24 protein-coding genes and 1 tRNA gene are annotated in these 22600 nt (G+C 34.3%); 18 read left to right on the top strand and 7 right to left on the bottom strand.

Annotated features, from left to right (window positions below):
* Nucleotides 1-182: 182 nt before the first annotated feature.
* From ACFQ0I_RS04060 to ACFQ0I_RS04105, 10 genes are all read left to right on the top strand, one after another.
* Nucleotides 183-1187: an AAA family ATPase gene (locus tag ACFQ0I_RS04060; protein ID WP_379939586.1), complete on the top strand. Its 1005-nt coding sequence runs from the start codon at nt 183-185 to the stop codon at nt 1185-1187.
* A gap of 115 nt (nt 1188-1302) precedes the next feature.
* Entirely contained in the window at nt 1303-2169 is an 867-nt protein-coding gene (locus tag ACFQ0I_RS04065; protein WP_379939588.1) for a DUF58 domain-containing protein, read from the top strand.
* A gap of 7 nt (nt 2170-2176) precedes the next feature.
* The gene (locus tag ACFQ0I_RS04070; RefSeq protein WP_379939591.1) at nt 2177-3838 is read left to right on the top strand and encodes a BatD family protein; all 1662 of its coding nucleotides are present in this window, start codon (nt 2177-2179) and stop codon (nt 3836-3838) included.
* Nucleotides 3838-4845 carry a VWA domain-containing protein gene (locus ACFQ0I_RS04075; protein ID WP_379939593.1) on the top strand — a complete coding sequence of 336 codons (1008 nt, stop codon included), beginning with the start codon at nt 3838-3840 and terminating at the stop codon, nt 4843-4845. The genes ACFQ0I_RS04070 and ACFQ0I_RS04075 overlap by 1 nt, the downstream gene beginning before the upstream one ends.
* 114 nt (nt 4846-4959) lie before the next feature.
* A complete protein-coding gene (locus ACFQ0I_RS04080) occupies nt 4960-5997 on the top strand; it encodes a vWA domain-containing protein (RefSeq protein ID WP_379939595.1) in 1038 nt (345 codons plus the stop codon).
* Nucleotides 5998-6177: 180 nt separating this feature from the next.
* Complete coding sequence (locus tag ACFQ0I_RS04085) at nt 6178-7017, top strand: tetratricopeptide repeat protein (protein WP_379939597.1); 840 nt, start codon at nt 6178-6180, stop codon at nt 7015-7017.
* A gap of 46 nt (nt 7018-7063) precedes the next feature.
* Nucleotides 7064-7441: a four helix bundle protein gene (locus ACFQ0I_RS04090; protein ID WP_379939599.1), complete on the top strand. Its 378-nt coding sequence runs from the start codon at nt 7064-7066 to the stop codon at nt 7439-7441.
* Nucleotides 7442-7460: 19 nt separating this feature from the next.
* A complete protein-coding gene (locus ACFQ0I_RS04095; protein WP_379939601.1) occupies nt 7461-9230 on the top strand; it encodes a BatD family protein in 1770 nt (589 codons plus the stop codon).
* A 1-nt stretch (nt 9231) separates the two neighbouring features.
* Complete coding sequence (locus ACFQ0I_RS04100; protein ID WP_379939603.1) at nt 9232-9981, top strand: tetratricopeptide repeat protein; 750 nt, start codon at nt 9232-9234, stop codon at nt 9979-9981.
* Between the two features lie 42 nt (nt 9982-10023).
* Nucleotides 10024-10650 (top strand): carbonic anhydrase, encoded by a 627-nt coding sequence (locus ACFQ0I_RS04105; RefSeq protein WP_379939605.1) that lies wholly within the window; start codon nt 10024-10026, stop codon nt 10648-10650.
* A 10-nt stretch (nt 10651-10660) separates the two neighbouring features.
* Here ACFQ0I_RS04105 and ACFQ0I_RS04110 read toward each other — a convergent pair whose 3' ends face one another.
* Nucleotides 10661-11209, bottom strand: a complete 549-nt coding sequence (locus ACFQ0I_RS04110; RefSeq protein ID WP_379939607.1) for a CvpA family protein — start codon at nt 11207-11209, stop codon at nt 10661-10663.
* Between the two features lie 107 nt (nt 11210-11316).
* On the opposite strand from ACFQ0I_RS04110, the gene ACFQ0I_RS04115 reads away from it, so the two are divergent.
* From ACFQ0I_RS04115 to ACFQ0I_RS04125, 3 genes are all read left to right on the top strand, one after another.
* Nucleotides 11317-11673, top strand: a complete 357-nt coding sequence (locus ACFQ0I_RS04115; protein ID WP_379939609.1) for a hypothetical protein — start codon at nt 11317-11319, stop codon at nt 11671-11673.
* 293 nt (nt 11674-11966) lie between these two features.
* Nucleotides 11967-12986 (top strand): phenylalanine--tRNA ligase subunit alpha, encoded by a 1020-nt coding sequence (gene pheS / locus ACFQ0I_RS04120; RefSeq protein WP_379939611.1) that lies wholly within the window; start codon nt 11967-11969, stop codon nt 12984-12986.
* Between the two features lie 2 nt (nt 12987-12988).
* Nucleotides 12989-13384 (top strand): hypothetical protein, encoded by a 396-nt coding sequence (locus tag ACFQ0I_RS04125; RefSeq protein WP_379939613.1) that lies wholly within the window; start codon nt 12989-12991, stop codon nt 13382-13384.
* Between the two features lie 364 nt (nt 13385-13748).
* On the opposite strand, the gene ACFQ0I_RS04130 is transcribed toward ACFQ0I_RS04125, so the two are convergent.
* Both ACFQ0I_RS04130 and ACFQ0I_RS04135 read right to left on the bottom strand, forming a co-directional pair.
* The gene (locus ACFQ0I_RS04130; protein WP_379939615.1) at nt 13749-14117 is read right to left on the bottom strand and encodes an endonuclease domain-containing protein; all 369 of its coding nucleotides are present in this window, start codon (nt 14115-14117) and stop codon (nt 13749-13751) included.
* Between the two features lie 83 nt (nt 14118-14200).
* The gene (locus tag ACFQ0I_RS04135; protein WP_379939617.1) at nt 14201-15202 is read right to left on the bottom strand and encodes an NAD(P)H-dependent glycerol-3-phosphate dehydrogenase; all 1002 of its coding nucleotides are present in this window, start codon (nt 15200-15202) and stop codon (nt 14201-14203) included.
* Between the two features lie 132 nt (nt 15203-15334).
* Between ACFQ0I_RS04135 and ACFQ0I_RS04140 the strand changes: the two genes are divergently transcribed.
* Both ACFQ0I_RS04140 and ACFQ0I_RS04145 read left to right on the top strand, forming a co-directional pair.
* A complete protein-coding gene (locus tag ACFQ0I_RS04140) occupies nt 15335-16276 on the top strand; it encodes a nicotinic acid mononucleotide adenyltransferase (RefSeq protein WP_379939619.1) in 942 nt (313 codons plus the stop codon).
* Nucleotides 16277-16490: 214 nt separating this feature from the next.
* Entirely contained in the window at nt 16491-17087 is a 597-nt protein-coding gene (locus ACFQ0I_RS04145) for a hypothetical protein (RefSeq protein WP_379939621.1), read from the top strand.
* Nucleotides 17088-17101: 14 nt separating this feature from the next.
* On the opposite strand, the gene nadD is transcribed toward ACFQ0I_RS04145, so the two are convergent.
* From nadD to ACFQ0I_RS04165, 4 genes are all read right to left on the bottom strand, one after another.
* Entirely contained in the window at nt 17102-17695 is a 594-nt protein-coding gene (gene nadD / locus ACFQ0I_RS04150; RefSeq protein WP_379939623.1) for a nicotinate (nicotinamide) nucleotide adenylyltransferase, read from the bottom strand.
* 8 nt (nt 17696-17703) lie between these two features.
* Nucleotides 17704-18294: a guanylate kinase gene (gmk, locus tag ACFQ0I_RS04155; protein ID WP_379939625.1), complete on the bottom strand. Its 591-nt coding sequence runs from the start codon at nt 18292-18294 to the stop codon at nt 17704-17706.
* A gap of 85 nt (nt 18295-18379) precedes the next feature.
* Nucleotides 18380-19237: a YicC/YloC family endoribonuclease gene (locus ACFQ0I_RS04160; protein ID WP_379939954.1), complete on the bottom strand. Its 858-nt coding sequence runs from the start codon at nt 19235-19237 to the stop codon at nt 18380-18382.
* Nucleotides 19238-19812: 575 nt separating this feature from the next.
* Nucleotides 19813-19892 (bottom strand) — tRNA-Leu (locus tag ACFQ0I_RS04165).
* 146 nt (nt 19893-20038) lie between these two features.
* On the opposite strand from ACFQ0I_RS04165, the gene ACFQ0I_RS04170 reads away from it, so the two are divergent.
* The 3 genes from ACFQ0I_RS04170 (at nt 20039) to pth (ending at nt 22570) form a co-directional block, all read left to right on the top strand.
* Nucleotides 20039-20980 (top strand): ribose-phosphate pyrophosphokinase, encoded by a 942-nt coding sequence (locus ACFQ0I_RS04170; protein ID WP_379939627.1) that lies wholly within the window; start codon nt 20039-20041, stop codon nt 20978-20980.
* Nucleotides 20981-21053: 73 nt separating this feature from the next.
* Complete coding sequence (locus tag ACFQ0I_RS04175; RefSeq protein ID WP_379939629.1) at nt 21054-21689, top strand: 50S ribosomal protein L25/general stress protein Ctc; 636 nt, start codon at nt 21054-21056, stop codon at nt 21687-21689.
* Nucleotides 21690-21943: 254 nt separating this feature from the next.
* Nucleotides 21944-22570, top strand: coding sequence for an aminoacyl-tRNA hydrolase (pth, locus tag ACFQ0I_RS04180; RefSeq protein WP_379939631.1), 627 nt, complete (start codon nt 21944-21946; stop codon nt 22568-22570).
* Nucleotides 22571-22600: the final 30 nt, after the last annotated feature.

The following is a 22600-nucleotide window of genomic DNA, read 5'->3' on the forward strand; positions in this document are numbered from 1 at the left end:
TTATCTTAGGGTATTGTTGAAAAGAGCAGTTTCTAATAAAACTGCTCTTTTTGCATTTAACCTATTATTAACTATTGATAAAAATTATTTTAACCAATCTTTAACAGGGTTCAAAGAAAAATTTTAACAATTTGCACTGCTCAAATAAGCTTACTATATTCGGGCTTTTAAAAATAATAAAAATGATAGAAGACGCAGGTACAATTGATATTAAAACAATTAACGAGAAAATTGAAAAGGAAAGTGCTTTTGTTGATTTATTGATGCTAGAGATGAACAAAGTCATTGTTGGGCAAAAGCATATGGTAGAACGTTTGCTTATTGGATTGCTTGGACAAGGACATATTTTACTTGAAGGTGTTCCAGGACTCGCAAAAACCTTAGCCATTAATACCTTGGCGCAAGCTGTAGATGGCAGTTTTAGTAGAATACAATTTACCCCCGATTTATTACCTGCCGATGTAACAGGAACCTTGATTTACAACATGAAGGTAAATGACTTTTCTATTAAAAAAGGTCCGATTTTCGCAAATTTTGTGTTGGCGGATGAGATAAACCGTGCACCTGCAAAAGTGCAATCGGCGTTGCTTGAGGCCATGCAAGAAAAGCAGGTTACTATTGGCGATGAAACTTTTAAACTTGACAAACCATTTTTAGTAATGGCTACTCAAAACCCGGTAGAGCAAGAAGGAACCTACCCATTACCTGAAGCACAGGTAGACCGTTTTATGTTAAAAACGGTAATAGATTACCCAAAAATTGCAGAAGAGCAATTAATTATGAGAGCGAATTTAAAAGGCGCTTGGGACAAAGTGAATTCGGTTATAACTACCGCACAAATTCTTAGAGCACAACAAGTAGTTCGCGAGGTGTATATGGATGAGAAAATTGAGAAATACATTCTCGATATTATTTTTGCCACTCGATACCCAGAAAAATATAAACTTGCCGATTTAAAACCATTAATTTCATTTGGAGCTTCACCGCGTGGAAGTATCAATTTAGCTACTGCTGCTAAATGTTACGCTTTTATAAAACGCCGTGGCTATGTAATTCCAGAAGATGTTCGTGCCGTTGTGTACGATGTGTTACGACACAGAATTGGTATTACTTACGAAGCTGAAGCCGAAAATGTAACTTCAGAAGATATCATCACCAAAATAGTAAACGAAATAGAAGTACCTTAAAAGAGTTTCCAGTATTCGGTCTCAGAAAGCAGTTGCTTACTCAACTGAATACTAAAAAAAGCTCAACGGTTTAATGATAACTGAAAACTGCGACTGAAAACTGTTTACTGAATAAATGGATACTAAAGAATTACTAAAAAAAGTACGAAAAATAGAGATTAAGACACGCCGGTTGTCTGATCATATATTTGGAGGTGAATACCACTCAACCTTCAAAGGGCGAGGTATGACTTTTAGTGAAGTTCGTCAGTATCAATTTGGGGACGATGTTAGAAACATAGACTGGAATGTAACCGCGCGTTACAACGAACCGTTTGTAAAAGTATACGAAGAAGAACGTGAGCTTACCATGATGCTAATGGTAGATGTATCGGGCTCTGAATTATTTGGTACCAAAGAACAATTTAAAAAAGAAGTTGTTACCGAAATAGCAGCAACTTTAGCATTTTCGGCAACACAGAACAACGATAAAATTGGACTTATTTTATTTTCAGATAAAGTCGAGCTTTATATTCCGCCAAAAAAAGGACGCTCGCACGTGCTTCGTATTATTCGCGAATTAATAGAATTTCATCCAGAAAGTAAACAAACAAATTTGGCAGAAGCTTTAAAATTCATGCAAAATGTTATGAAGAAAAAGGCTATTGTGTTTGTGTTATCCGACTTTATTGCAGACGATTACCATCAAACCATGAAAATTGTTTCTGGTAAGCACGATGTTACAGGAATTCGAGTGTACGATCAACGCGAAGAAGAGATACCAAATATTGGTATCGTACAGATGGAAGATGAAGAAACAGGCGAATTAATGTTGGTTAATACGGCATCGAAAAAAGTGCGCATTAATTACGGCAAATATTACAAAGAAAAAGTCAATTATTATAGAGATAGTTTTACCAAATCGGGTGCAGGAACTATTGATTGTCGCGTAGACGAGAGCTATGTGAAAAAACTGTTGGGATATTTTAAACGAAGAGGATAAGAGCATTATGAATTACGAATTACGAATTATGAATATGAAAACGATGGTCATGAGTCTTCGGTATTCGGTCTTTTTTACTTTCGTCTTGGTATTTTCATCTTGGTTCTCATTCGCGCAGGTAACCTCTTCAATCGACTCCACTAAAATAAAAATAGGCGCGCAAATTACCTATAAAATATCGGTTAACGCCGAAGCGAATACCTTTGTGGTTTTCCCAGAAGGACAAACATTTGCGCCTTTAGAAATGATTGAATCGTATCCTATCGATACAGTAAAAAACAAAGACAAATTCAATCTTATTAAAAAGTACGGATTAACTCAGTTTGATTCAGGTAAATACACGATTCCAAGACAAAAAATTATTATTGGCGATAAAACATTTTTCACCGATTCCTTACAAGTTGAAGTAAATAATATAGTTGTAGACACCACAAAACAAGGGCTTTACGATATAAAACCGATTATTGAAGTTAAAAAACAGGGTGGCGATTGGTGGAAATGTCTGTTAATAATACTCTTGATAATTGGCGCCATTGGGTTTTTAATGTATTGGTTTATTTGGAGAAAAAAACCATTAACCGAAGAAGAACAAATTGCTTTATTACCACCTTACGACAGAGCAAAATTAGCATTAAAAAAATTAGACGACAGCAAGTATTTAGAAACCGAAGCCATAAAAGAATATTATTCCGAACTTACCTTTATTATTAGAAAATATCTCGACGAAAAAGTGTACGATCGTGCTTTAGAAAGTACGACAGACGAGTTAATTAGCAGACTAAAATTACTTAAAGAAGGTAATCAGGTTGATTTAAGTAACGACGATATTAAGAACTTAGAAAGCATTTTAAAACGAGCAGATTTGGTAAAATTTGCTAAATCAGCTCCAGATATTGAGCTGGCAAAAATAGATAGAAACACGATTGATATCGAAATTGATAATGTTAAAGAAGCATTGCCAGAACCATCTGAAGAAGAAAAGCTTTTAGATGAAAAATACCGACAAGAATTAGAACGTAAAAAGAAGCGCAAAAAAATAATCATCACCGTTATTATAAGTGTGTTTTTACTAATGGCAACATTTGTTGGGTTTTCTATAAAATACGGATTTGGTTATGTAAAAGACACTTTAATAGGGCATGATAGTATTGAGTTGTTAGAAGGCGATTGGGTAACTAGCGAATACGGCTATCCACCATTAACTATTTCTACACCAAAAGTGTTAAAGCGTATGGATGCGCCGCTGCCAGAAGAGTTAAAAGCACAAATAGAAGTAACTATGTTTGGTTACGGAAGCTTGTTAGAAAGTCTTAACATCGTAGTGGGAACCACGAAGTACAATAATTTAGGAGAGAATAAAATAGACTTGCAAAAAGCGGTTGAAGGCAGTTTTAAAAACTGGGAGTCTATGGGAGTTCAAAACTTATTTGTTAAAAATGAGAAGTTTGTTACTCCAAATGGTGCAGAAGGATTAAAAGTTTTCGGTTCTGCAGATTTCCCTACTGTTATACCAAATAAGCTCGAAAGAGGAAACTATGTTTTATTGAATTTTACGACCGAAAATTATATGCAGCAAGTGGTTTTAACCTGGAAAGAGCACGATAATTACGCAGATCAAATAATGGAACGCATTATAAATTCAATAGAACTTAAAAAAGCGGAACAATAATGTTTGAAGGAATAGAGTTTGTAAATAAGCAATGGTTTTGGGCACTTTTAGTGTTGCCAATAGCCATACTTTGGTATGTTTTTAAGCATAAAAAGCAAACAGCAGAATTAAAAATATCGAGTTTAAAAGGTTTTAAAACCAGTGCATCTTTGTTGCCGAAATTAAAACACGGCTTATTTGTTTTGCGCCTTTTGGCTTTAGCATTATTAATTACCGCGTTGGCAAGACCACAATCGGTTGATGTATCTACAAGAACAAAAACCACTCGTGGTATCGATATTGTTATGGCAATAGACGTATCGGCAAGTATGTTGGCAAAAGATTTATCACCCAACAGATTAGAAGCCTTAAAAAATGTAGCCGCAGAATTTATAAAAGGCAGACCCAACGATCGTATTGGTTTGGTAGAATATGCTGGCGAAAGTTATACAAGAACACCTGTTACAAGCGACAAGTCAATTGTTTTAAGCTCATTAAGAGATATTAAATACAACACTATTATCGATGGCGGAACCGCTGTGGGCATGGGCTTAGCCACCGCCGTGAATCGACTAAAGGATAGTAAAGCAAAAAGCAAGGTTATTATTTTGTTAACCGATGGGGTAAACAATACAGGTTTTATAGACCCTAAAATAGCTAGTGAACTGGCGGTAGAATTCGATATTAAAACCTATACGATTGGTTTAGGAACCAACGGTATGGCACTTTCTCCTGTGGCGATAGACCAAAGAACTGGGCAATTTCAATACGCACGTGTTCAAGTAGAAATCGATGAGGTTTTATTAAAAGAAATAGCTCAAGTAACCGGCGGAAAATATTTTAGAGCAACCAACAACAAAAAGCTTGAAGAAATTTATAGTGAAATCAATAAGCTTGAAAAAACAGAAGTAGAAGAGTTTAAATATTCAAATTACGACGAGAAATTTAGACCATTAGTGATTTTAGCCATGGCACTTTTGCTTTTAGAGTTTTTATTAAGGAACACAGTGTTTAGAAGTTTTGTTTAGAAGCGAAAAGAAAATAGAATAAAGAGAAGAAACAACAAGTTTAACGAAAATAAAAAGTTCCCTTTGGGGATATTTAGGGGATAAACAAATCCACGAAAAACGAATTAACAAGTAATGTATCAATTAGAAGAAAAAATATGGTTTTGGGTTTTAGCAGTTATTCCGGTAATTGTGCTGTTCTTTTTGGTGCTTCAATTCTGGAAATACAGAACCCAACGTAAATTTGCAGATAAAGAGTTACTTAAAAGGTTAAGTCCTAACACCTCGTTTTTTAAATCAGTTTTAAAAATTATAGTACTTTGTTTGGCTTTTGCCAGTTTAGCCATTGCATTGGTAAACCCAAAAGTGGGTACTAAATTAGAAACTGTAAAGCGCGAAGGTGTCGATATCGTATTTGCTGTCGATGTTTCTAAAAGTATGCTTGCCGAAGATATAGCGCCTAACAGGTTAGAAAAGGCTAAACAACTGGTAACACAAATCATTAATAATTTAGCAAGCGACCGCGTTGGTATTATTGCTTACGCAGGAAAAGCGTTCCCGCAGTTACCAATTACAACCGATTATGCTTCGGCAAAAATGTTTTTACAAAACATGAATACCGATATGTTATCGTCTCAAGGAACTGCGATTAACGAAGCCATTAGATTAGCAACAACCTATTTTGATGACGAACAACAAACCAATCGTGTACTTATTATTATTTCAGATGGTGAAGACCATAGTGAAGAAGCAGCAAGTGTCGCCGAAGAAGCAAATGAAGAAGGAATCCGAATTTTTACAATTGGTGTAGGTGATGTTAATGGCGGACCAATACCAGAAAGGCGAAATGGCGTGATTGCAAATTATAAAAAAGACAGCCAGGGCGAAACGGTTATTACGCGTTTAGACGAAGAAACGCTCAAAAGCATAGCATCCTTAGCCAATGGCGTTTATATAAATGGGAAAAATACGAATGAGGTAGTAGAAACGATTAGCGAGATTTTAAATGCTATGGATAAAAAGGAATTTGAAACCAAACAATTTTCAGATTTTAAAGACCAGTTTCAATGGTTTTTAGGCTTTGCCGTTTTCTTTTTATTACTTGATATTTTCTTATTAGAGCGCAAAACCGCTTGGTTGAAAAAACTAAATCTGTTTAACGAAAACCTATAGAGAATAACGAATTTAGAACAACGATTTTTGAAATGTACACATTAATGGAAATAGCAATTTGTCATTCAGCAATCCAAAATCATCAGTCGTTTCCGGTTAAATATTGAATTGGTTTTTTATAAAACCTTTAACTATAAGCATTTATTAGGTTTTATATATTTATAAACTGAAAAAATTAAAATGAAACATATACTATTAACCATAATAACTTTAATAACATCGCTTTCTTTTTCGCAAGAACAAAATAAAGAGGCGTTATTAGCTGCGCAAAAAAAGGCTAATAATTATGTGTATGAAGCTAATAATTTAATTAATGAAGACGATTTTGTTTCCGCTGAAATGGAATATCGCAAAGCCCTTTCTGAACAAGCATCATCGGTTGCAGGCATTTACAATTTAGGAAGTTCCTATATTAAAAAAGGCAGTTATGAAGAAGCACTATATCGTTTGGAACAGGCAACAAAAGCGTCTACTTCAAAAGCAGAAAAACACAAAGCATTTCATAATATTGGCAACGTTTTAATGCAGAATAAAAAATGTAAAGAAGCGGTTGAAGCTTATAAAAATGCCTTAAGAAACGACCCTACCGATGAAGAAACCCGTTATAATTTGGGCATAGCAAAAATTTGTGCCGAAAAGCAAAAAGACCAGCAAGATCAAAATAAAGACGATAAAGATAAGGATAAGGATAAGCAGGACGATAAAAAAGATCAGGATAAAAAAGACGGCGACGACAAGAAAGATCAGGATAATAAAGATCAGCGCGATAAAGATAAGAAGGAAGGCGACGATAAGAAAGATGATAAAGGAAACCCTAAAGATGACAAAAAGGATAAAGGGAAAGATGGCGACGATAAAGACAAACAGCCACAGCAACCTAAACCACAACAAGGACAAATGTCTCCTCAGCAAGTAAAAAACTTACTAGAAGCGATGAACAATCAAGAGCAAAAGGTTCAGGAAAAAATGAATGCCGAGAAACAAAAAGATGTCAAAATAAAAACAGATAAAGATTGGTAGTATAGAATGTTGATTAACGATTAGCGAATTTTGAAATTAGAATTGGATGAAAACGAACGATTTAGAAGAAAGAATTATAGATTTTTCGGTCCTAATTATTAATCTCGTTGAAGAAGTTAAAAACAATTACGCGGGAAATTATTATGGAAATCAGCTCATCAGATCTTCTGGTGCACCAGCGCTAAATTACGGAGAAGCAAGAAGTGCGGAATCGCATAAAGATTTTGTTCATAAAATGGGGATTTCCTTAAAGGAATTAAGAGAAAGTCATAATTGCTTAAGGATAATTAAAAAAGCAAATTTATATAAAGGAAATGACGAAATTATTTTAAAGGCTATAGACGAAAACAATCAGTTAATTTCAATTTTTGTTGCTAGTATTAAAACATCAAAGAGCAATAATTCAAACATCAAAAATCGTTAATCGTTGTTCGTTAATAAATATGAAACTCAAAAAATACATATCGATATTAATTCTCATACTTACAACAAGTATAGCTTCAGCACAAGTAAGGTTTGAAGCAAAAGTTAGTAAGCAAAAATTAGGCGTTAACGAACGCTTGCGTGTAGATTTTGAAATGAATCAAGATGGCGATAATTTTAATCCGCCAGATTTTTCAAACTTTACAGTCATTGGCGGACCCAACCAATCGGTGAGTAATTCATGGATAAATGGGGTAAGAAGTTTTAGCAAAACCTACAGTTATTTTTTAGCGCCTAAAGGTCGCGGAACCTTTACGATTTCTCAGGCTACTATAAATATTGGTGGTGAAACCTACAAAACAACACCCGTTAAAATAGAAGTTACTGCTGCGGTCGATATTCCTAAAGACCCAAATAACCCGGAATATATAGCATCAGAGAATATTCATTTAGTTGCTGAGGTTTCTAAAACCAACCCGTATTTAAACGAAGCCATTACGGTAGTTTATAAATTATACGTATCACCAAACATTGCGGTAGATAATTGGAATGAAATCGATAGTCCGAGGTACAACGATTTCTGGAGCCAGAACATCGATACGCAGGGTCAGAAAGTTCAAAATGGCACCTTTAAAGGCGAAGAATACCGGTTTTTAGTTTTAAGAAAAACCGTTTTATACCCGCAAAAAACTGGAAAATTAAATATAGAACCCTTAAGTTTAGATATTGCATTGCGGGTACCTACCAATAGACGCGATATTTTTGGAAGTCAACTCTTATCGCGAGTTAATAAAGTGGTGTCTGCGGGCAATAACACCATTACAGTTAAACCATTACCAGAAGCAGGAAAGCCGTTAGATTTTTCGGGTGCTGTAGGGTCGTTTAGTTTCGATGTAAGTACCACAAAAAAAGTGCTAAATGCTTCAGAATCGTTTCAGTTAAAAGTTGCGGTGAAAGGTAACGGAAATTTAAAACTGTTTAAATTACCAAAACTGTCGTTACCGAGTTCGTTAGAGGTTTATGAACCAGAACATTCCGAAGACGTTAATACGTCCTTGTCTGGTATGCAAGGAAGTATTTCTGATAGTTATACGGTAGTACCGCAATACAAAGGAAAGTATCCAATTCCAAGTGTGTCGTTTTCATATTTCGACGTGAATTCTGAAACGTATAAGCGGTTATCTTCCAATGAAATTATTGTTGATGTATTAGCTGGTCCGTTAAATAATGCTGGTAATAATTCTGGCCTTGCCAATAATGGAAAACAACCCGTAACATTAAGCAATAATCAATTTGCGTATATTAAAACAAAAACGGATTTTACTAGTGTAGATAGCAGTTATTTCTTCAAAACTAAAGGCTTTTGGAGTTTAATATTATTACCATTTTTAGCCATTCCATTGGCCATAGTTATCAGAAACAAAAAAGCTACCAGAGATGCCGATGTTTATGGCAATAAAATTAGAAAAGCCGATAGATTAGCGAAGAAATATTTAAGTCACGCCAAAAAATCGCTGGGTAAAAAAGAAGCCTTTTATATTGCGTTAGAAAAAGCGTTACATAATTATTTAAAAGCAAAATTACATATAGAAACTGGCGATTTAAGTAAAGAAAACATCAATGAACTACTTGCGAAAAAGCAGATTGATAACGAAGTTATTTTAGAATTTAATAAAATTTTAGAAAGTTGTGAATTAGCACGATATACGCCTATTGACATCGTTACCATGCAGGAAGATTATGATAAAGCAGCTAAAACTATTTCTTTAATTGATAAACAAGCGCGTTAAGATGAAAGCAAAATTCTACATACTATCGTTTTTGTTTAGCCTTGGTCTATTTGCGCAAAATAATGTGCTTTTTGAAAGAGCCAATGCTTTTTACAACCAGGGAAAATATGCTGACGCAATAAGCAGTTATGAAGCTATTTTAGCAACAAAAAAACATTCTGCCGATTTGTATTTTAACCTAGGGAATGCGCATTACAAGTTAAATCATGTCGCTCCGAGTATTTATTATTACGAAAAAGCGTTGAAGCTAGCCCCGAATGATACCGATATAAAGAATAATTTAGCATTGGCAAAAAACATGACCATTGACGCTATAAATGTGATTCCAGAAGCTGGATTATCAAAAGTATTAAATAATGCTGCTAATACTATGACTTTTGATGGTTGGGCAAAAGTATCTGTTGCTTTTGTGTTTTGTTTTGTGGTATTGTTTTTAATCTATTATTTTGCGTACTCTACATTAAGAAAGCGTCTTACTTTTTTAGGAAGTATGGCATCATTGCTTTTAATGTGTGTGAGTTTAATATTCGCGTTTCACAAGTTTAACTTAGATAAGCGCGATAAACCGGCGATTGTTTTTGCGCAAGAAAGTCAGGTTAAAGAAGCACCAAATTCTAATAGCGAAGAATCGTTTACCTTACACGAAGGCACAAAAGTACAGGTTTTAGATACCGTTAATAACTGGAAAAAAATAAAAATTCAAGACGGCAAAACAGGTTGGATTTCTTCATCCGATATAAAAGCACTTTAATTAATTATTTGATGTATATTGAAGTCAAATAAATGTGCTACTATGAATCTTGACAAAGTATTTGAAAACAACGAAAAATGGATTAAAGAAAAGCTCGCTGTAGACCCACAGTATTTCGAGCATATGGGCCAAGGCCAAAATCCAGAACTTTTGTTTATCGGGTGTTCAGATAGTCGTGTAACCGCCGAAGAATTAATGGGATTAGGCCCGGGCGAAGTGTTTGTTCATAGAAATATTGCCAACATGGTAATTAGTATCGATTTAAATGTGATGTCTGTTGTTAATTATGCGGTAGATCATTTAAAGGTAAATCATGTGGTTGTTTGTGGGCATTATGCCTGCGGTGGTGTGCATGCCGCCATGCAATCGGCAGATCTGGGTATTTTAAACCCATGGTTAAGAAACATTCGCGATGTGTTCAGAATTCATAAAACCGAATTAAATGCCATTACCGATGAAGAAAAAAAGTACGATCGCCTTGTAGAACTAAATGTGCAGGAACAATGTGTAAATCTTATTAAAACGGCGGCAGTACAAAAAGCGTATAGAGACAGAGGCTTAAAAGTACATGGTTGGGTGTTCGATATACATACAGGAAAACTAATCGACTTAAAAATTAATTTCGACGACATTCTAAAAAACATCATGGAAATTTACCATTTAGATTAGATGCTCATTCCTATAAATACAAGAATCCACTTTCTATAGTTAATTCGTTGCTTTCCAATTCTTCACCAATTGGTTTTCCGTTAATAATCAAGCTGGGAAAAATTAAAGGAATTATAGATTTTACGGGTTTGTAGAGCGTCGAAATCTCTTTGTCTTCTTCAACAGTAAACGGAATCGTTCTATTCATTTTTTCAAATATAATAAGTATCGCACTTAAAATTACAGCTACTTTCAATCCACCAAAAAGCGCTCCCAAAAGTTTATTAATCAAACCTAAGGATGCAAAATCAGCAATTTTTGTTAAAGCTTTACCAGCTAAAGCAATCACTATTACAATAACTAAAAGTGTAGAAAAAAAAGCCGCAATGTTTATGGAATTTTGGTTCCAATCAAATTTAGCTTCAAAAAAATTAGCAGCAAAATCACTAAAATGAAATGCCCCGTAAACACCGGCTACCAAAGCAACAAGTGATGCTATTTCAACAAAAAGTCCACGCCAAAATCCTCTAAACAGGCCAAAACCCAAAAAAGCTAATAAAACTATGTCTAAAACATTCATTAAAATCAGTTTCTGTAAATATATAATTTTTTAGGAAGAGATACGGCAAACAGACCTGAGGTTTATTAACTTTGCTCCTTTAAAACAATAATTTTCATTAGTAAAAAATGGCAAGAGACGAACAATTAAAAGAGCGCTGGCAACTGGTAGTAACAAAGCTATCAAATCAATTTGCCGATGGAGATCTTCTGGATCTTGATGCCATAATATATTTAATTGGCGTGCAAGAATTAGGGCAGTTAGATCGGGAATTTAAAAAAGAACAGAAGCTCGATTTAATGCATATAGCTATTTGTAAATTACTAACTCCTTATGGCTATTACACGCTAGATTTTGTCGATGCCGAAGGTTGGCCGCATTATAAAGCCATAGAAAGTTTGCCAAATTTAAAAGCTGGCGAACAAAGTGTTTTAATGAAAGAAGCCATAGTAAACTATTTTCTTGAAACCGAATATATCGATTAATTTTTGGGCGTTACCACAAGGGTCGGGCTTTCTGTTGCAATCTTTTTTGTGTCATCCCAAAGAAATAGTTTAATTTTCTATGGCAATCTCATAATCAAAAGAGAAGGCGTATCAGTTTGCAAAAAAGGATTTCCACTTCAATCCCTAACGCAACCAGTTAACTTTTTAAAGACATTACCAAGTAAATTGTTTGTTGGCTATGGCAATTGCTTTACTTTTTAAAAGATTAGTTGGTAGTTTCCGCTTCGTAATGAGGATATTTTGATTAAATTTGCCGTCTTATTAAGGATGTTATGATAGACAAGATAAAAGAATTAATAGCCGAAGCCGAAGCCTTTAAAGCACAAACTAAAGAAGAGGTAGAAGCTTTCAGAATAAAATTTTTGGGTAAAAAGGGACTTCTAAATGAGTTTTTTGCAGAGTTTAAAAACGTTGCAAACGATCAGAAAAAGGAATTCGGACAAACCATAAATACCCTTAAAAAAACAGCCGAGGATAAGGTAAATGCCTTAAAAGAAGAGCTTGAGAGTAAAGTCGAGGTAAAAGGGGTTTATGGCGATTTATCAAGACCAGGAGATCCCATTCAATTGGGTGCGCGTCATCCTATATCCATAGTAAAAAATCAAATTATTGATATTTTTTCAAACATAGGTTTTAATGTAAGTGAAGGTCCGGAAATTGAAGACGACTGGCACAATTTTACGGCATTAAACTTGCCAGAATATCATCCGGCACGCGATATGCAGGATACCTTCTTTATTCAAACCAATCCAGATATCTTATTGCGTACCCACACCAGTTCGGTACAGGTACGTTATATGGAAAATAATCAGCCACCTATTCGTACTATTTCACCAGGTCGCGTGTATAGAAACGAAGCCATTTCGGCGCGTTCGCACTGCTTTTTTCATCAGGTAGAAGGTTTGTATATAGATAAGAATGTAAGTTTTGCAGATTTAAAACAAACACTTCAATATTTTACTACCCAAATGTTTGGTAAAAGTAAAATACGCTTACGTCCGTCGTACTTCCCATTTACAGAACCAAGTGCAGAAATAGATGTGTATTGGGGTTTAGAAACAGAATCAGATTATCGTATAACCAAAGGAACCGGATGGTTAGAAATTGGTGGTTGCGGTATGGTAGACCCTAACGTGCTCGAAAACTGTAAAATCGATTCTAAAGAATATTCTGGTTTTGCGTTTGGTGTTGGAGTAGACCGTATAGCTATGCTACTGCATCAAATAAGCGATATTCGTTTACTAAGCGAGAACGATGTTAGGTTTTTAGAGCAGTTTAAATCTGCGTTATAATTTTGAAAAAAGATATTGAAATCCCTAAGGTTGAAGACGTTTATATTGCCGTTGTTAATGAGTATAACGATATTTATAAAACTCAAGATTGGAACGCCTATATTATCAATACCAAAGAAGTTGATTTAGAAATGGTGCTTATTGTTAGCACGGGTTACACCGATGAAAAAATAACATCAACCTTTAGGAAAAAGCTAGATGTTTTACCTAAAAAAAGTTACGCCAAAATAGAGTTGATGCAAGAAGAATTATTTGCATTAAACAACACTTTTAAAGTGTCTTTTTTTGAAGGAAACAGAATGTTCGATAAAACCTATTTGTTTAGAAAAAACACCATTAATTTAAAAGCTTTACAGCCAATTCCTTTAATGGAAGCACGAGGTGTGCTGGTGAAATAATAAATTCCTGTGAAGACAGGAATCTCATTAAATTTAGACTTGTATATAATTGGAAGTTCTGAATTGCATTAGGGATAGTAGTGGAAACCCTTTTTTGAGGCACGAAAAAAAGATTGTAACCCTTCGACTGCGCTCAGGATAAACTTTAAGCCCGACCCAGCTCCTATACTTGTTTCAGGAAAAGGGTAACGCCCAAATAAACAGATTGCTTCACGTTGTTCGCAATGACGAATTAATCCACCTTCCCTTTAAAAGTGAAGGATTTAAATACCGATTAACTTTTAGTCAAATGACTAGGAAATTCTCCTCCTTTTGAAGGAGGAGTGGATTCTATTTCGACACCTCGAAATAGAAGACGAGGTGGTTATTCGCCATTTTTAAAATTGCTAATAATTTCATTTAAAACTCCCTGTAAATTTTCAAACACTAATTTGTTTTCAAAGCGAATAACATTGAAACCTAAAAACTCTAGTTGTTTTGTTCGTTCAAAATCGTATTGTTGTTGTGCAAAGTCTAAATGATAGGCGCCGTCTAATTCGATAATGAGCTTTTCTTTCGCACAATAAAAATCGACAATAAAGTTTTTAATGCTATGTTGCCTTCTAAATTTTCTACCTTGTAATTGGCTTTTTTGAAGGTATTTCCACAAAGTAGCTTCAGCAGATGTTAAATTTTTTCTGAGTGCTTTTCTGCGTTCTTCAAGATGTTTTAAATTGTGAATGTTTTGTTTCATGGTGTTTAACCCTTCCGTCTTTCATTTTTATCAAAATGAAATCCACCTTCCCTTAAAAAAGGGAAGGAATTGAAGTGCAGTCATCAATCCAACTTCTCGGTTAATTTTTTAAACGTTTTTTTCGGGTCTTTACCTTCGTAAAGTATGTCGTAAACCGCATTTATAATAGGTAAACGCGTTTTCTTTTTGTTTTTTTCGTTAAGTATGTGGGCACTTTTAGTAGCGTAATACCCTTCGGCAACCATACTCATTTCCATTTGGGCCGATTTTACGGTGTAACCTTTTCCAATCATGTTTCCAAACATGCGGTTTCTGGAAAAAACGGAGTAACCTGTAACTAATAAATCGCCCAAATACGCCGAATTGTTAATGTTACGTTTCATTTTATGCATCTTTTTAATAAAACGTTTCATTTCACGAATGGAGTTACTCATAAGTACACTCTGGAAATTATCACCATACCCTAAACCGTGTGCAATTCCTGCAGCAATAGCATAAATATTTTTTAGCATAACGGCATATTCCACGCCTATTATATCGTCGCTAATTTTAGTTTTAATATAATCGCTAGAAAGTTTGTCGGCTATTTCCTGAGCTTTTTCAGCATCAGAACATGATATTGTTAAATAAGATAAGCGTTCTAAAGCCACCTCTTCTGCATGGCAAGGGCCAGCAATAACCGCAATGTTATTATAGGGTACTTTATAAGCCGCATGAAAATGTTCTCCCACTAAAAGTCCAGACTCGGGCATAATACCTTTTACAGCCGATACAATTATTTTATTAGAGATATCAACAGTTAATTTTTCTAATTCACTATGTATAAATGCAGAAGGAATAACAAAAATTAAAACATCGGCATAATCGGCAATTTCGTTAATATCATTACTAAGCTTTAATTGGTTTATATGAAATTCAACCGAACTTAAATAATTAGGGTTATGATACTCTCTTAATAAATGCTCTTTGGTGTAAACACTGCGCATATACCACCCCACTTCATCTAAATTTTCACAAAGCATTTTTACAATGGCAGTTGCCCAACTCCCCGCACCAAAAACCGCGTATTTTAAAGGTTTATTCATAATAAGAATGATTGTTAGTGATTCAAAAATACATAAAATATCATTGAAAGTTAAGAGATGAAAACAATAACATTTCTTTTTTGGCACGCGTTTTGAAAACTAATAAAATAGAAACTATAAAAACGTTTGATTATGAAGACTATAAAATTACTTTTCGCATTTGCTTTATCAGCAACCTTATTTACTTCTTGTTACACAGAAGTGATTGTAGACGATTATAATCCTGCACCTCAAATATCATTAAATCAATTATTGAATTCTTACGAGTTGTGGTATGTAGATATTAATGCTACTAAAGGGTATGGAGAAACACCTTTTTTGCAAAAAGCTTTTACCATATCGTTTAGAAGTGGGAATGTTTATGCGAATAATAATATAGTAGGTCTTGGAAATACAGGAAACGGTTTTGGTATTAAGGTAGGAAACTACGATGCGTATGATATGATATTAGATGTATACCATGTTATTGATGGGTTTGAAACTTTTGATATTTATCAGATTGATAACAATACCATCGAACTTTATAATCCAAATAACGATACCTCGTACTTTTTAGATGGCTACCAACGCAGTAATTTCGATTACGATTTTGTATTCTACGATAACATTCATTATTTCTTACAAGAATACAATGCTTGGGAAAAAGTATTTACCAGTAATTACGGAGCTATAAATGAATTTGATAACGAAAACTTTTTACAATTTTTATCTGGTGGTAACGATTCGGAGTTTAGAAGTTCTCAAGACCCTAAAGGCACCAATGTTAATAATTTATATTGGGATTATACAGGTTTGTATGGCGTTGGAAATATAGCTGGGAATAACAAGCTTAAAACTTTAACATTAGATTATGATTATTTCGACAATGAATATTTCGAATTGAGCGTTATTAATGATGGAAGGATAGAATTGTACCATAACGCTTCTGGAACAGCTTATGAGTTTGTAGGCAGAGGTTATATTCAATATTTAAAAACTACAGATTCCAAAGGGAAATCTGTAACAACAGAAAAAATGCGTAAGTATAGAAAAGATAAAGTAGAAAACCCTAGAGAAAGTACTAGAGTTTTATAAAAACTTGGTTGGTTATTTAGTTAGAAACCGTTTAAAGATTTGTTCTTTAGGCGGTTTCTTTTTTTATTTTATGTTCTTTTTTAAAACAATCAATTTCTTACAAATAATATAATATTATAGATGAAATGTTGTGTTAGTGCGTAACACAACGATTAAATTGCTCTAATTACTATTAGTATTTTATCTTTATCTAAACCTACTTAATTTTTATGTTATGAGAAAATTTACTCTTTTAATAGGGGCATTTCTGGTTCTAACATTTAGCGGTTGCAATTTAGAACCGATAAGCGATCTTGACGCCAGTGAATCAGCGAAAAAACCTATTAAAAATGTAGAGAATACGAATCTACCAACCAATGACTATGTTAATCTAAACGATGGAACCCATTGCGAAGTTATACGTTTAATGGCGGGCCAGCATTATGAAGCAGGTATTATTACGGTTGATAATGATGGACAAAATCTTATTATAACCTATTCAACAAATGGCGACTGGACCATTAATGCGACACATTTAAGCATCATAGATTGCAGTTCGGAGAGTTTTCCAACTACGAATGCTGGAAATCCTAAAATTGGACTTTTTAAATATAGCGATACTTTTGAAGATGGCGTAAATGTAGTTGTCTATTCAATACCTTTATCTGAAGTAAGTGAAAACTATTGTTTCGCTGCACACGCAGAAGTTTTGGGTCCAACTGGCGAAGAAACTGCCTGGGGAGAAGGTAAAGACTTTGGCGGCAAAAGTTGGGCTATGTATGTTGAAGCTAATTTAAGCGACTGTAATGGAGGAGGTTTAGGTTACGGATAAAACTTAAATCAAGTCTATTTATAAAAATTCATCTCATCCAAATACTCCCAAACATGTTCTGGTAGCATGGGTTTTATGTTTTTACCTGCTTTAATAGCATTACGTATAAAAGTGGAAGAGAGTTCCATTTTCGGGGCATCGATGTTGTGAATTTTTTCGTGCCCATCAAATTGATGTTTCTCCCGATAACTATCGGGATTATCATCTGAAACGCGTGGATACACATAAATGTCGTGATTTTCAAGAATAACATCGTAGTTTTTCCATTTATGAAAACTTTTTAAATTGTCTTCGCCCATAATTAACGAAAACTCATAATCTGGATATTTTTCCTGTAAATATGCGAGGGTGTTAACCGTGTAATTGGGTTGTGGTAAGCTAAATTCTATATCGCAAGGTTTTAGTTTGGTGTAGTCTTTCGTGGCGCGATATACCATTTCTAATCGCTGATGGTCATCTAATAAAGTACTTTTCTTTTTAAAGGGATTATGCGGTGTTACAACAAACCAAACCTGATTTAAATCGCTGTGTTCTACTATATGGTTGGCAATTACCAAATGCCCAATATGTATGGGGTTGAAAGAGCCAAAATACAGTCCGATTTTCATATGTTAGTTTAAGAATTTACAAAATCGCTTACCAGTTTTTCGGCTTTAGCAAGTGCTTGTTCCAAATCGTCGTTTACAACAATAACATCGAAAAGAGGTGCTGTGGCTAATTCTGCCGAGGCTTTAGCAACGCGCATACTTATTTTTTCTTCGGTTTCTGTTTTGCGATTTTTAAGTCTTATTTTTAGTTCGTCTATACTTGGTGGTTTTACAAAAATAGCCAATGTTTGTTCTGGAAATTTTCGTTTTATTCGCAATCCGCCCGATACGTCTATATCAAAAATGACGTTTTTACCTAAGGCCCAAATACGCTCAACTTCGGTTTTTAAGGTACCGTAAAAATTATCGCGGTACACTTCTTCCCATTCTAAAAACTCGTCGTTTTTAATCTTGTTTTTAAATTCTTTTAAAGAAAGGTAGTAGTAATCTTTTCCATCAACTTCGTTACCGCGTCTTTCTCTAGAGGTTGCCGAAATTGAAAACTCTAAGTTTAAATCTTTAATACCTAATAGATGCCTAACAATGGTTGTTTTTCCAGAGCCAGAGGGCGCCGAAAAAACAATAAGCTTTCCTTTATGTGTAGTTTCTTGTTTTGTCACTAATATTTTTGTTTTTAAGGACTCGGTAGCAAGCAACCAGAAACCTTGAATTTACTGAAAACTGATACTGAATACTGCAATCTAATTAAAGTACATTTAATAATTGTTCTTTAATTTTCTCCAATTCATCTTTCATTTGTACCACCAATTGCTGCATGGGCGCATAATTACTTTTAGAACCAATGGTGTTAATCTCTCGACCCATTTCCTGACTTATAAATCCTAATTTTTTTCCGTTAGAATCATCAGAATTTATACTATCAATAAAATAATTTAAATGATTTTTTAAACGGACTTTTTCTTCAGTAATATCAAATTTTTCAATGTAATATACCAATTCCTGTTCAAAGCGGTTTTCGTCGTATTTATCTTTTAATTCTTCAACACCTTTTAATAAGCGCTCGCGAACGCCAACAATTCTTTCAGGATCCATCGCCATAACTTGTTCCAATAAATCATCAATAATTGCGACGCGTTGGTTAAAATCTTTTTCTAAAACCTCACCTTCATCTAAACGATGGTTTATTAAATCTTTAATAGCCACATTGATTTCATTTTGAATGAGCTCCCATTCGTTTTCGTCAATTTCTTCACGAACCGTATTTAAAGCATCCGGAAAACGAACCGCCATTTTTAACAATTCAATTGGGTCACCATCAACAACTTGTCGTAATTGTTCAATGTATTGTTTTACTACGGGTGTGTTGATTTGGGTTGAGGTATCTTCGGCAGTGGCTTCAACATATATAGAAAAATCTATTTTGCCACGTTCTAAAGTATCGGCAAGTAACTTTCTAATAGTCAGCTCTTTTTCCCTATAAATAGAAGGCATTCTTGCGTTTAAATCTAAGCTTTTACTGTTTAACGATTTTAACTCTATAGTTACTTTTTTAGTTGGTAATTGCAACACAGATTTTCCGTAACCTGTCATCGAATATATCATAAACATTTGTATTAAGGTTTACAAAGGTAATTAAATCCGAAGGTTTAGAAAATAGAATATACGTTCTTTTACTTTTAGGTTAAAAGGTTGTATTTATTAATATTTTTATAGCTTAAAGAATTAAATGTTTCGTTATTTTTTATGGAACAGGTAAGAGGTGAATAAAATAAACCATCGTAATATCGTAATACCGAAAACGAGTTTGGAGCGTTGTTTAAAAAATAACAACTACAATATTCGCATAAGGGAAGTAAATGGATTAATTAATACAAACTAATTATTACTAAACTGCGGGTATTGTAGTTGCTAATCACTAATATACGAAATATTTTTGAAACATACATCATAAAACATTCATAATTAACAACTTATAGTTAAATTAGGATGTAGAAATCTATAATCAGCACTGGTTTCTTCAAGAAAACCGTAAGCTAATGTTTCTAATTAATTTGGCGATGATTAAAAAGTCGTTTAAGCACCCACTAATTAGCTCCTATGTATTTGTTTATTTTATAATTTATTCAAAACAAAAAACCTATAAATCATTGATTGTGAATGATTTATAGGTTTGCAAGTACTCAAGGTGGGAATCGAACCCACACTCCTAAGAACCGGATTTTGAATCCGGCGCGTCTACCAATTCCGCCACTTGAGCTTAAACAGGGTAGCAAAAATAAATATTTTTTCCATAATAATCATAAAAATACTGGTCAATATACTTTTTAGGTTAAAATAAATGTATAAATTTGCACCTCGTTTAAAATAAGGCGCGCTTTTGCGCTATAAAACAACAAGTTAAGTATGCCAATTGTAATTACCGAGGCGAAAATTTTTGCATGTACTCAAAGTAAAGTGTTGGGTGAAAAAATTGCTAAATCTTTTGGAGCCGATTTAGGAAAGGTTATTACCTCCACGTACAGCGATGGCGAATTTCAGCCATCATACGAAGAGTCCATCAGAGGAACGCGTATTTTTATAATTGGTTCTACCAATCCGGGTCCGGAAAACTTGATGGAAATGTTGTTGATGATTGATGCGGCTAAACGCGCTTCAGCAAGACATATCACCGCTGTTTTACCATATTTTGGATGGGCAAGACAAGATAGAAAAGACAAACCTAGAGTGCCAATTGCTGCTAAATTAGTAGCTAAAATGTTGGAAGCAGCAGGCGCTACTAGAATTATAACCATGGATTTGCATGCAGATCAAATTCAAGGGTTTTTTGAAAAACCGGTAGATCATTTGTTTGCATCAACCATTTTTCTGCCGTATTTGCAAAGCTTAAATTTAGATAATTTAACCATTGCTTCGCCAGATATGGGTGGCTCAAAAAGAGCATATGCCTACTCGAAAGCATTAGAATGCGATGTAGTAATTTGTTATAAACAACGTGCTAAAGCCAATATCATTTCGCACATGGAGTTAATTGGCGATGTTACTGGCAAAAATGTAGTATTAGTAGATGATATGGTTGATACTGCTGGTACTTTAACAAAGGCAGCCGACTTAATGATGGAGCGTGGTGCATTAAGCGTGAGAGCCATTTGTACGCATCCGGTGTTATCTGGTAAAGCATACGATAATTTAAACAATTCGAAACTAGAAGAGCTTATAGTAACCGATTCTATACCCGTTAAACCTTTAAGCGATAAAATTAAAGTTTTAAGTTGCGCCGATTTATTTGCCGAGGTTATGGAAAAAGTACATAATAACAAGTCTATTAGTTCAAAATTTGTTATGTAATCTCGTTATAGAAACAAGATAGCATAACAACAGTATTAATAAATAATAGTAATAATAAATAAATAAATTTTAAATGAAATCAATTACAATCAACGGATCTCAAAGAGAAAGCGTGGGCAAAAAAGCAACAAAAGCCTTACGTAATGCTGGTCAGGTTCCTTGCGTATTATACGGAGGAGATAAGCCAGTTCATTTCAGTGCAGAAGAATTAGCGTTCTCACCACTTGTATACACACCAAATGCGCATACAGTTGTGATTGCTCTAGAAAATGGTGAAAAATTCAATGCTGTTTTACAAGACATTCAATTTCACCCTGTAACCGATAAAATTTTACACATCGACTTTTATCAATTGTTTGAAGACAAAGAAATTACTATGGAAATTCCATTAGTATTCGTTGGAAATTCAAGAGGTGTTAAAAATGGTGGTGTTTTACGTAAAAACAGACGTTCTTTAAGAGTAAAAGCATTACCAGCAAACTTGCCAGATTTTATCGAAGCAGATATTACGCCGCTTAAAATTGGTAACAAACTTTACATTACAACGTTGGCAAACGATGCATACAAATTTATGCACCCAGACAATACAGTTGTATGTTTAGTAAGACGTTCAAGAGCTTCAGTAGATGCTTTCGAAGAGGAAGAAGAAGAAGCAGCAGCAGAGGCAGCAGCAGAAGTAGCAGCCGAAGAAGCAGCATCTCAAGAATAAATAAATTCTTAGTAAAAAACTTAAAGCATCCTGATAACTTCGGGATGCTTTTTTGTTTTTACACCAAAAGCTATTTGGGCGTTACCCTCCCGATAGCTATCGGGACGGGTCGGGCTTTCGCAAGTCGCGCTCTGCGAGGCGCTCCAACAATTGCTCAATCCCTAACGCACCCATCAGCCAATAACAAAGCAAATCCAAAGTTTTAGAAAACAAAAATGTATTTTTGCTAAAAATTTTAAAAATCAAAAAATATCATGTGGCAATTTTTATTAAACCTGTTTAAAAAGAAAAGCCCACAAGACGAACAAGATACCATGAAAAAGTATTTAATAGTAGGGCTAGGAAATATCGGTGAAAAATACGCTAATACCCGACACAACATAGGCTTTAAAATATTAGACCATTTTGCATCACAAGAAAACTTCATTTTCGAAACCCAAAAACTGGGCGATGTTGCCACCTATAAATTAAAGGGCAGAACGTTTATATTTCTAAAACCAAGCACCTACATGAATTTAAGTGGAAAAGCAGTCGTGTATTGGCTAACAAAAGAAAATATTCCTTTAGAAAACATGCTGGTTGTAACAGACGATTTAAACCTACCATTTGGTAGCATCCGAGTTAAAACCAAAGGAAGCGACGGTGGTCACAATGGTTTAAAAGACATTCAAGAAAAATTAAACACCACGGTTTATAACCGATTCCGGTTTGGAATAAGCGATGCCTTCAATAAAGGGCAACAAGTAGATTACGTTTTAGGAGAATGGACCGACGAAGAAAACAAAAACCTTAAAGAACGTTTAGATAAATCTATCGAGCTCATAAAATCATTTGCATTGGCCGGTATTAATATTACCATGAATACTTTTAATGGTAAATAAGTTGTAAGATTAAGTGGAGTATAAACCTAA

The organism is Mariniflexile aquimaris (genome assembly GCF_042676825.1).
Taxonomy (GTDB): Bacteria; Bacteroidota; Bacteroidia; order Flavobacteriales; family Flavobacteriaceae; genus Mariniflexile; species Mariniflexile aquimaris.

Coding starts and splice junctions, on each gene's coding strand:
- ACFQ0I_RS04135 (WP_379939617.1), bottom strand. CDS start 15,202: ATGAATAAACCTTTAAAATACGCGGTTTTTGGTGCGGGGAGTTGGGCA.
- nadD (WP_379939623.1), bottom strand. CDS start 17,695: ATGAAAATCGGACTGTATTTTGGCTCTTTCAACCCCATACATATTGGG.
- ACFQ0I_RS04065 (WP_379939588.1), top strand. CDS start 1,303: ATGGATACTAAAGAATTACTAAAAAAAGTACGAAAAATAGAGATTAAG.
- pth (WP_379939631.1), top strand. CDS start 21,944: ATGTGGCAATTTTTATTAAACCTGTTTAAAAAGAAAAGCCCACAAGAC.
- ACFQ0I_RS04170 (WP_379939627.1), top strand. CDS start 20,039: ATGCCAATTGTAATTACCGAGGCGAAAATTTTTGCATGTACTCAAAGT.
- ACFQ0I_RS04130 (WP_379939615.1), bottom strand. CDS start 14,117: ATGAAACAAAACATTCACAATTTAAAACATCTTGAAGAACGCAGAAAA.
- ACFQ0I_RS04100 (WP_379939603.1), top strand. CDS start 9,232: ATGAAAGCAAAATTCTACATACTATCGTTTTTGTTTAGCCTTGGTCTA.
- pheS (WP_379939611.1), top strand. CDS start 11,967: ATGATAGACAAGATAAAAGAATTAATAGCCGAAGCCGAAGCCTTTAAA.
- ACFQ0I_RS04085 (WP_379939597.1), top strand. CDS start 6,178: ATGAAACATATACTATTAACCATAATAACTTTAATAACATCGCTTTCT.
- ACFQ0I_RS04115 (WP_379939609.1), top strand. CDS start 11,317: ATGGCAAGAGACGAACAATTAAAAGAGCGCTGGCAACTGGTAGTAACA.
- ACFQ0I_RS04175 (WP_379939629.1), top strand. CDS start 21,054: ATGAAATCAATTACAATCAACGGATCTCAAAGAGAAAGCGTGGGCAAA.
- ACFQ0I_RS04145 (WP_379939621.1), top strand. CDS start 16,491: ATGAGAAAATTTACTCTTTTAATAGGGGCATTTCTGGTTCTAACATTT.
- ACFQ0I_RS04140 (WP_379939619.1), top strand. CDS start 15,335: ATGAAGACTATAAAATTACTTTTCGCATTTGCTTTATCAGCAACCTTA.
- ACFQ0I_RS04105 (WP_379939605.1), top strand. CDS start 10,024: ATGAATCTTGACAAAGTATTTGAAAACAACGAAAAATGGATTAAAGAA.
- ACFQ0I_RS04060 (WP_379939586.1), top strand. CDS start 183: ATGATAGAAGACGCAGGTACAATTGATATTAAAACAATTAACGAGAAA.
- ACFQ0I_RS04090 (WP_379939599.1), top strand. CDS start 7,064: ATGAAAACGAACGATTTAGAAGAAAGAATTATAGATTTTTCGGTCCTA.
- ACFQ0I_RS04075 (WP_379939593.1), top strand. CDS start 3,838: ATGTTTGAAGGAATAGAGTTTGTAAATAAGCAATGGTTTTGGGCACTT.
- ACFQ0I_RS04070 (WP_379939591.1), top strand. CDS start 2,177: ATGAATTACGAATTACGAATTATGAATATGAAAACGATGGTCATGAGT.
- ACFQ0I_RS04110 (WP_379939607.1), bottom strand. CDS start 11,209: ATGAATGTTTTAGACATAGTTTTATTAGCTTTTTTGGGTTTTGGCCTG.
- ACFQ0I_RS04095 (WP_379939601.1), top strand. CDS start 7,461: ATGAAACTCAAAAAATACATATCGATATTAATTCTCATACTTACAACA.
- ACFQ0I_RS04080 (WP_379939595.1), top strand. CDS start 4,960: ATGTATCAATTAGAAGAAAAAATATGGTTTTGGGTTTTAGCAGTTATT.
- ACFQ0I_RS04160 (WP_379939954.1), bottom strand. CDS start 19,237: ATGATATATTCGATGACAGGTTACGGAAAATCTGTGTTGCAATTACCA.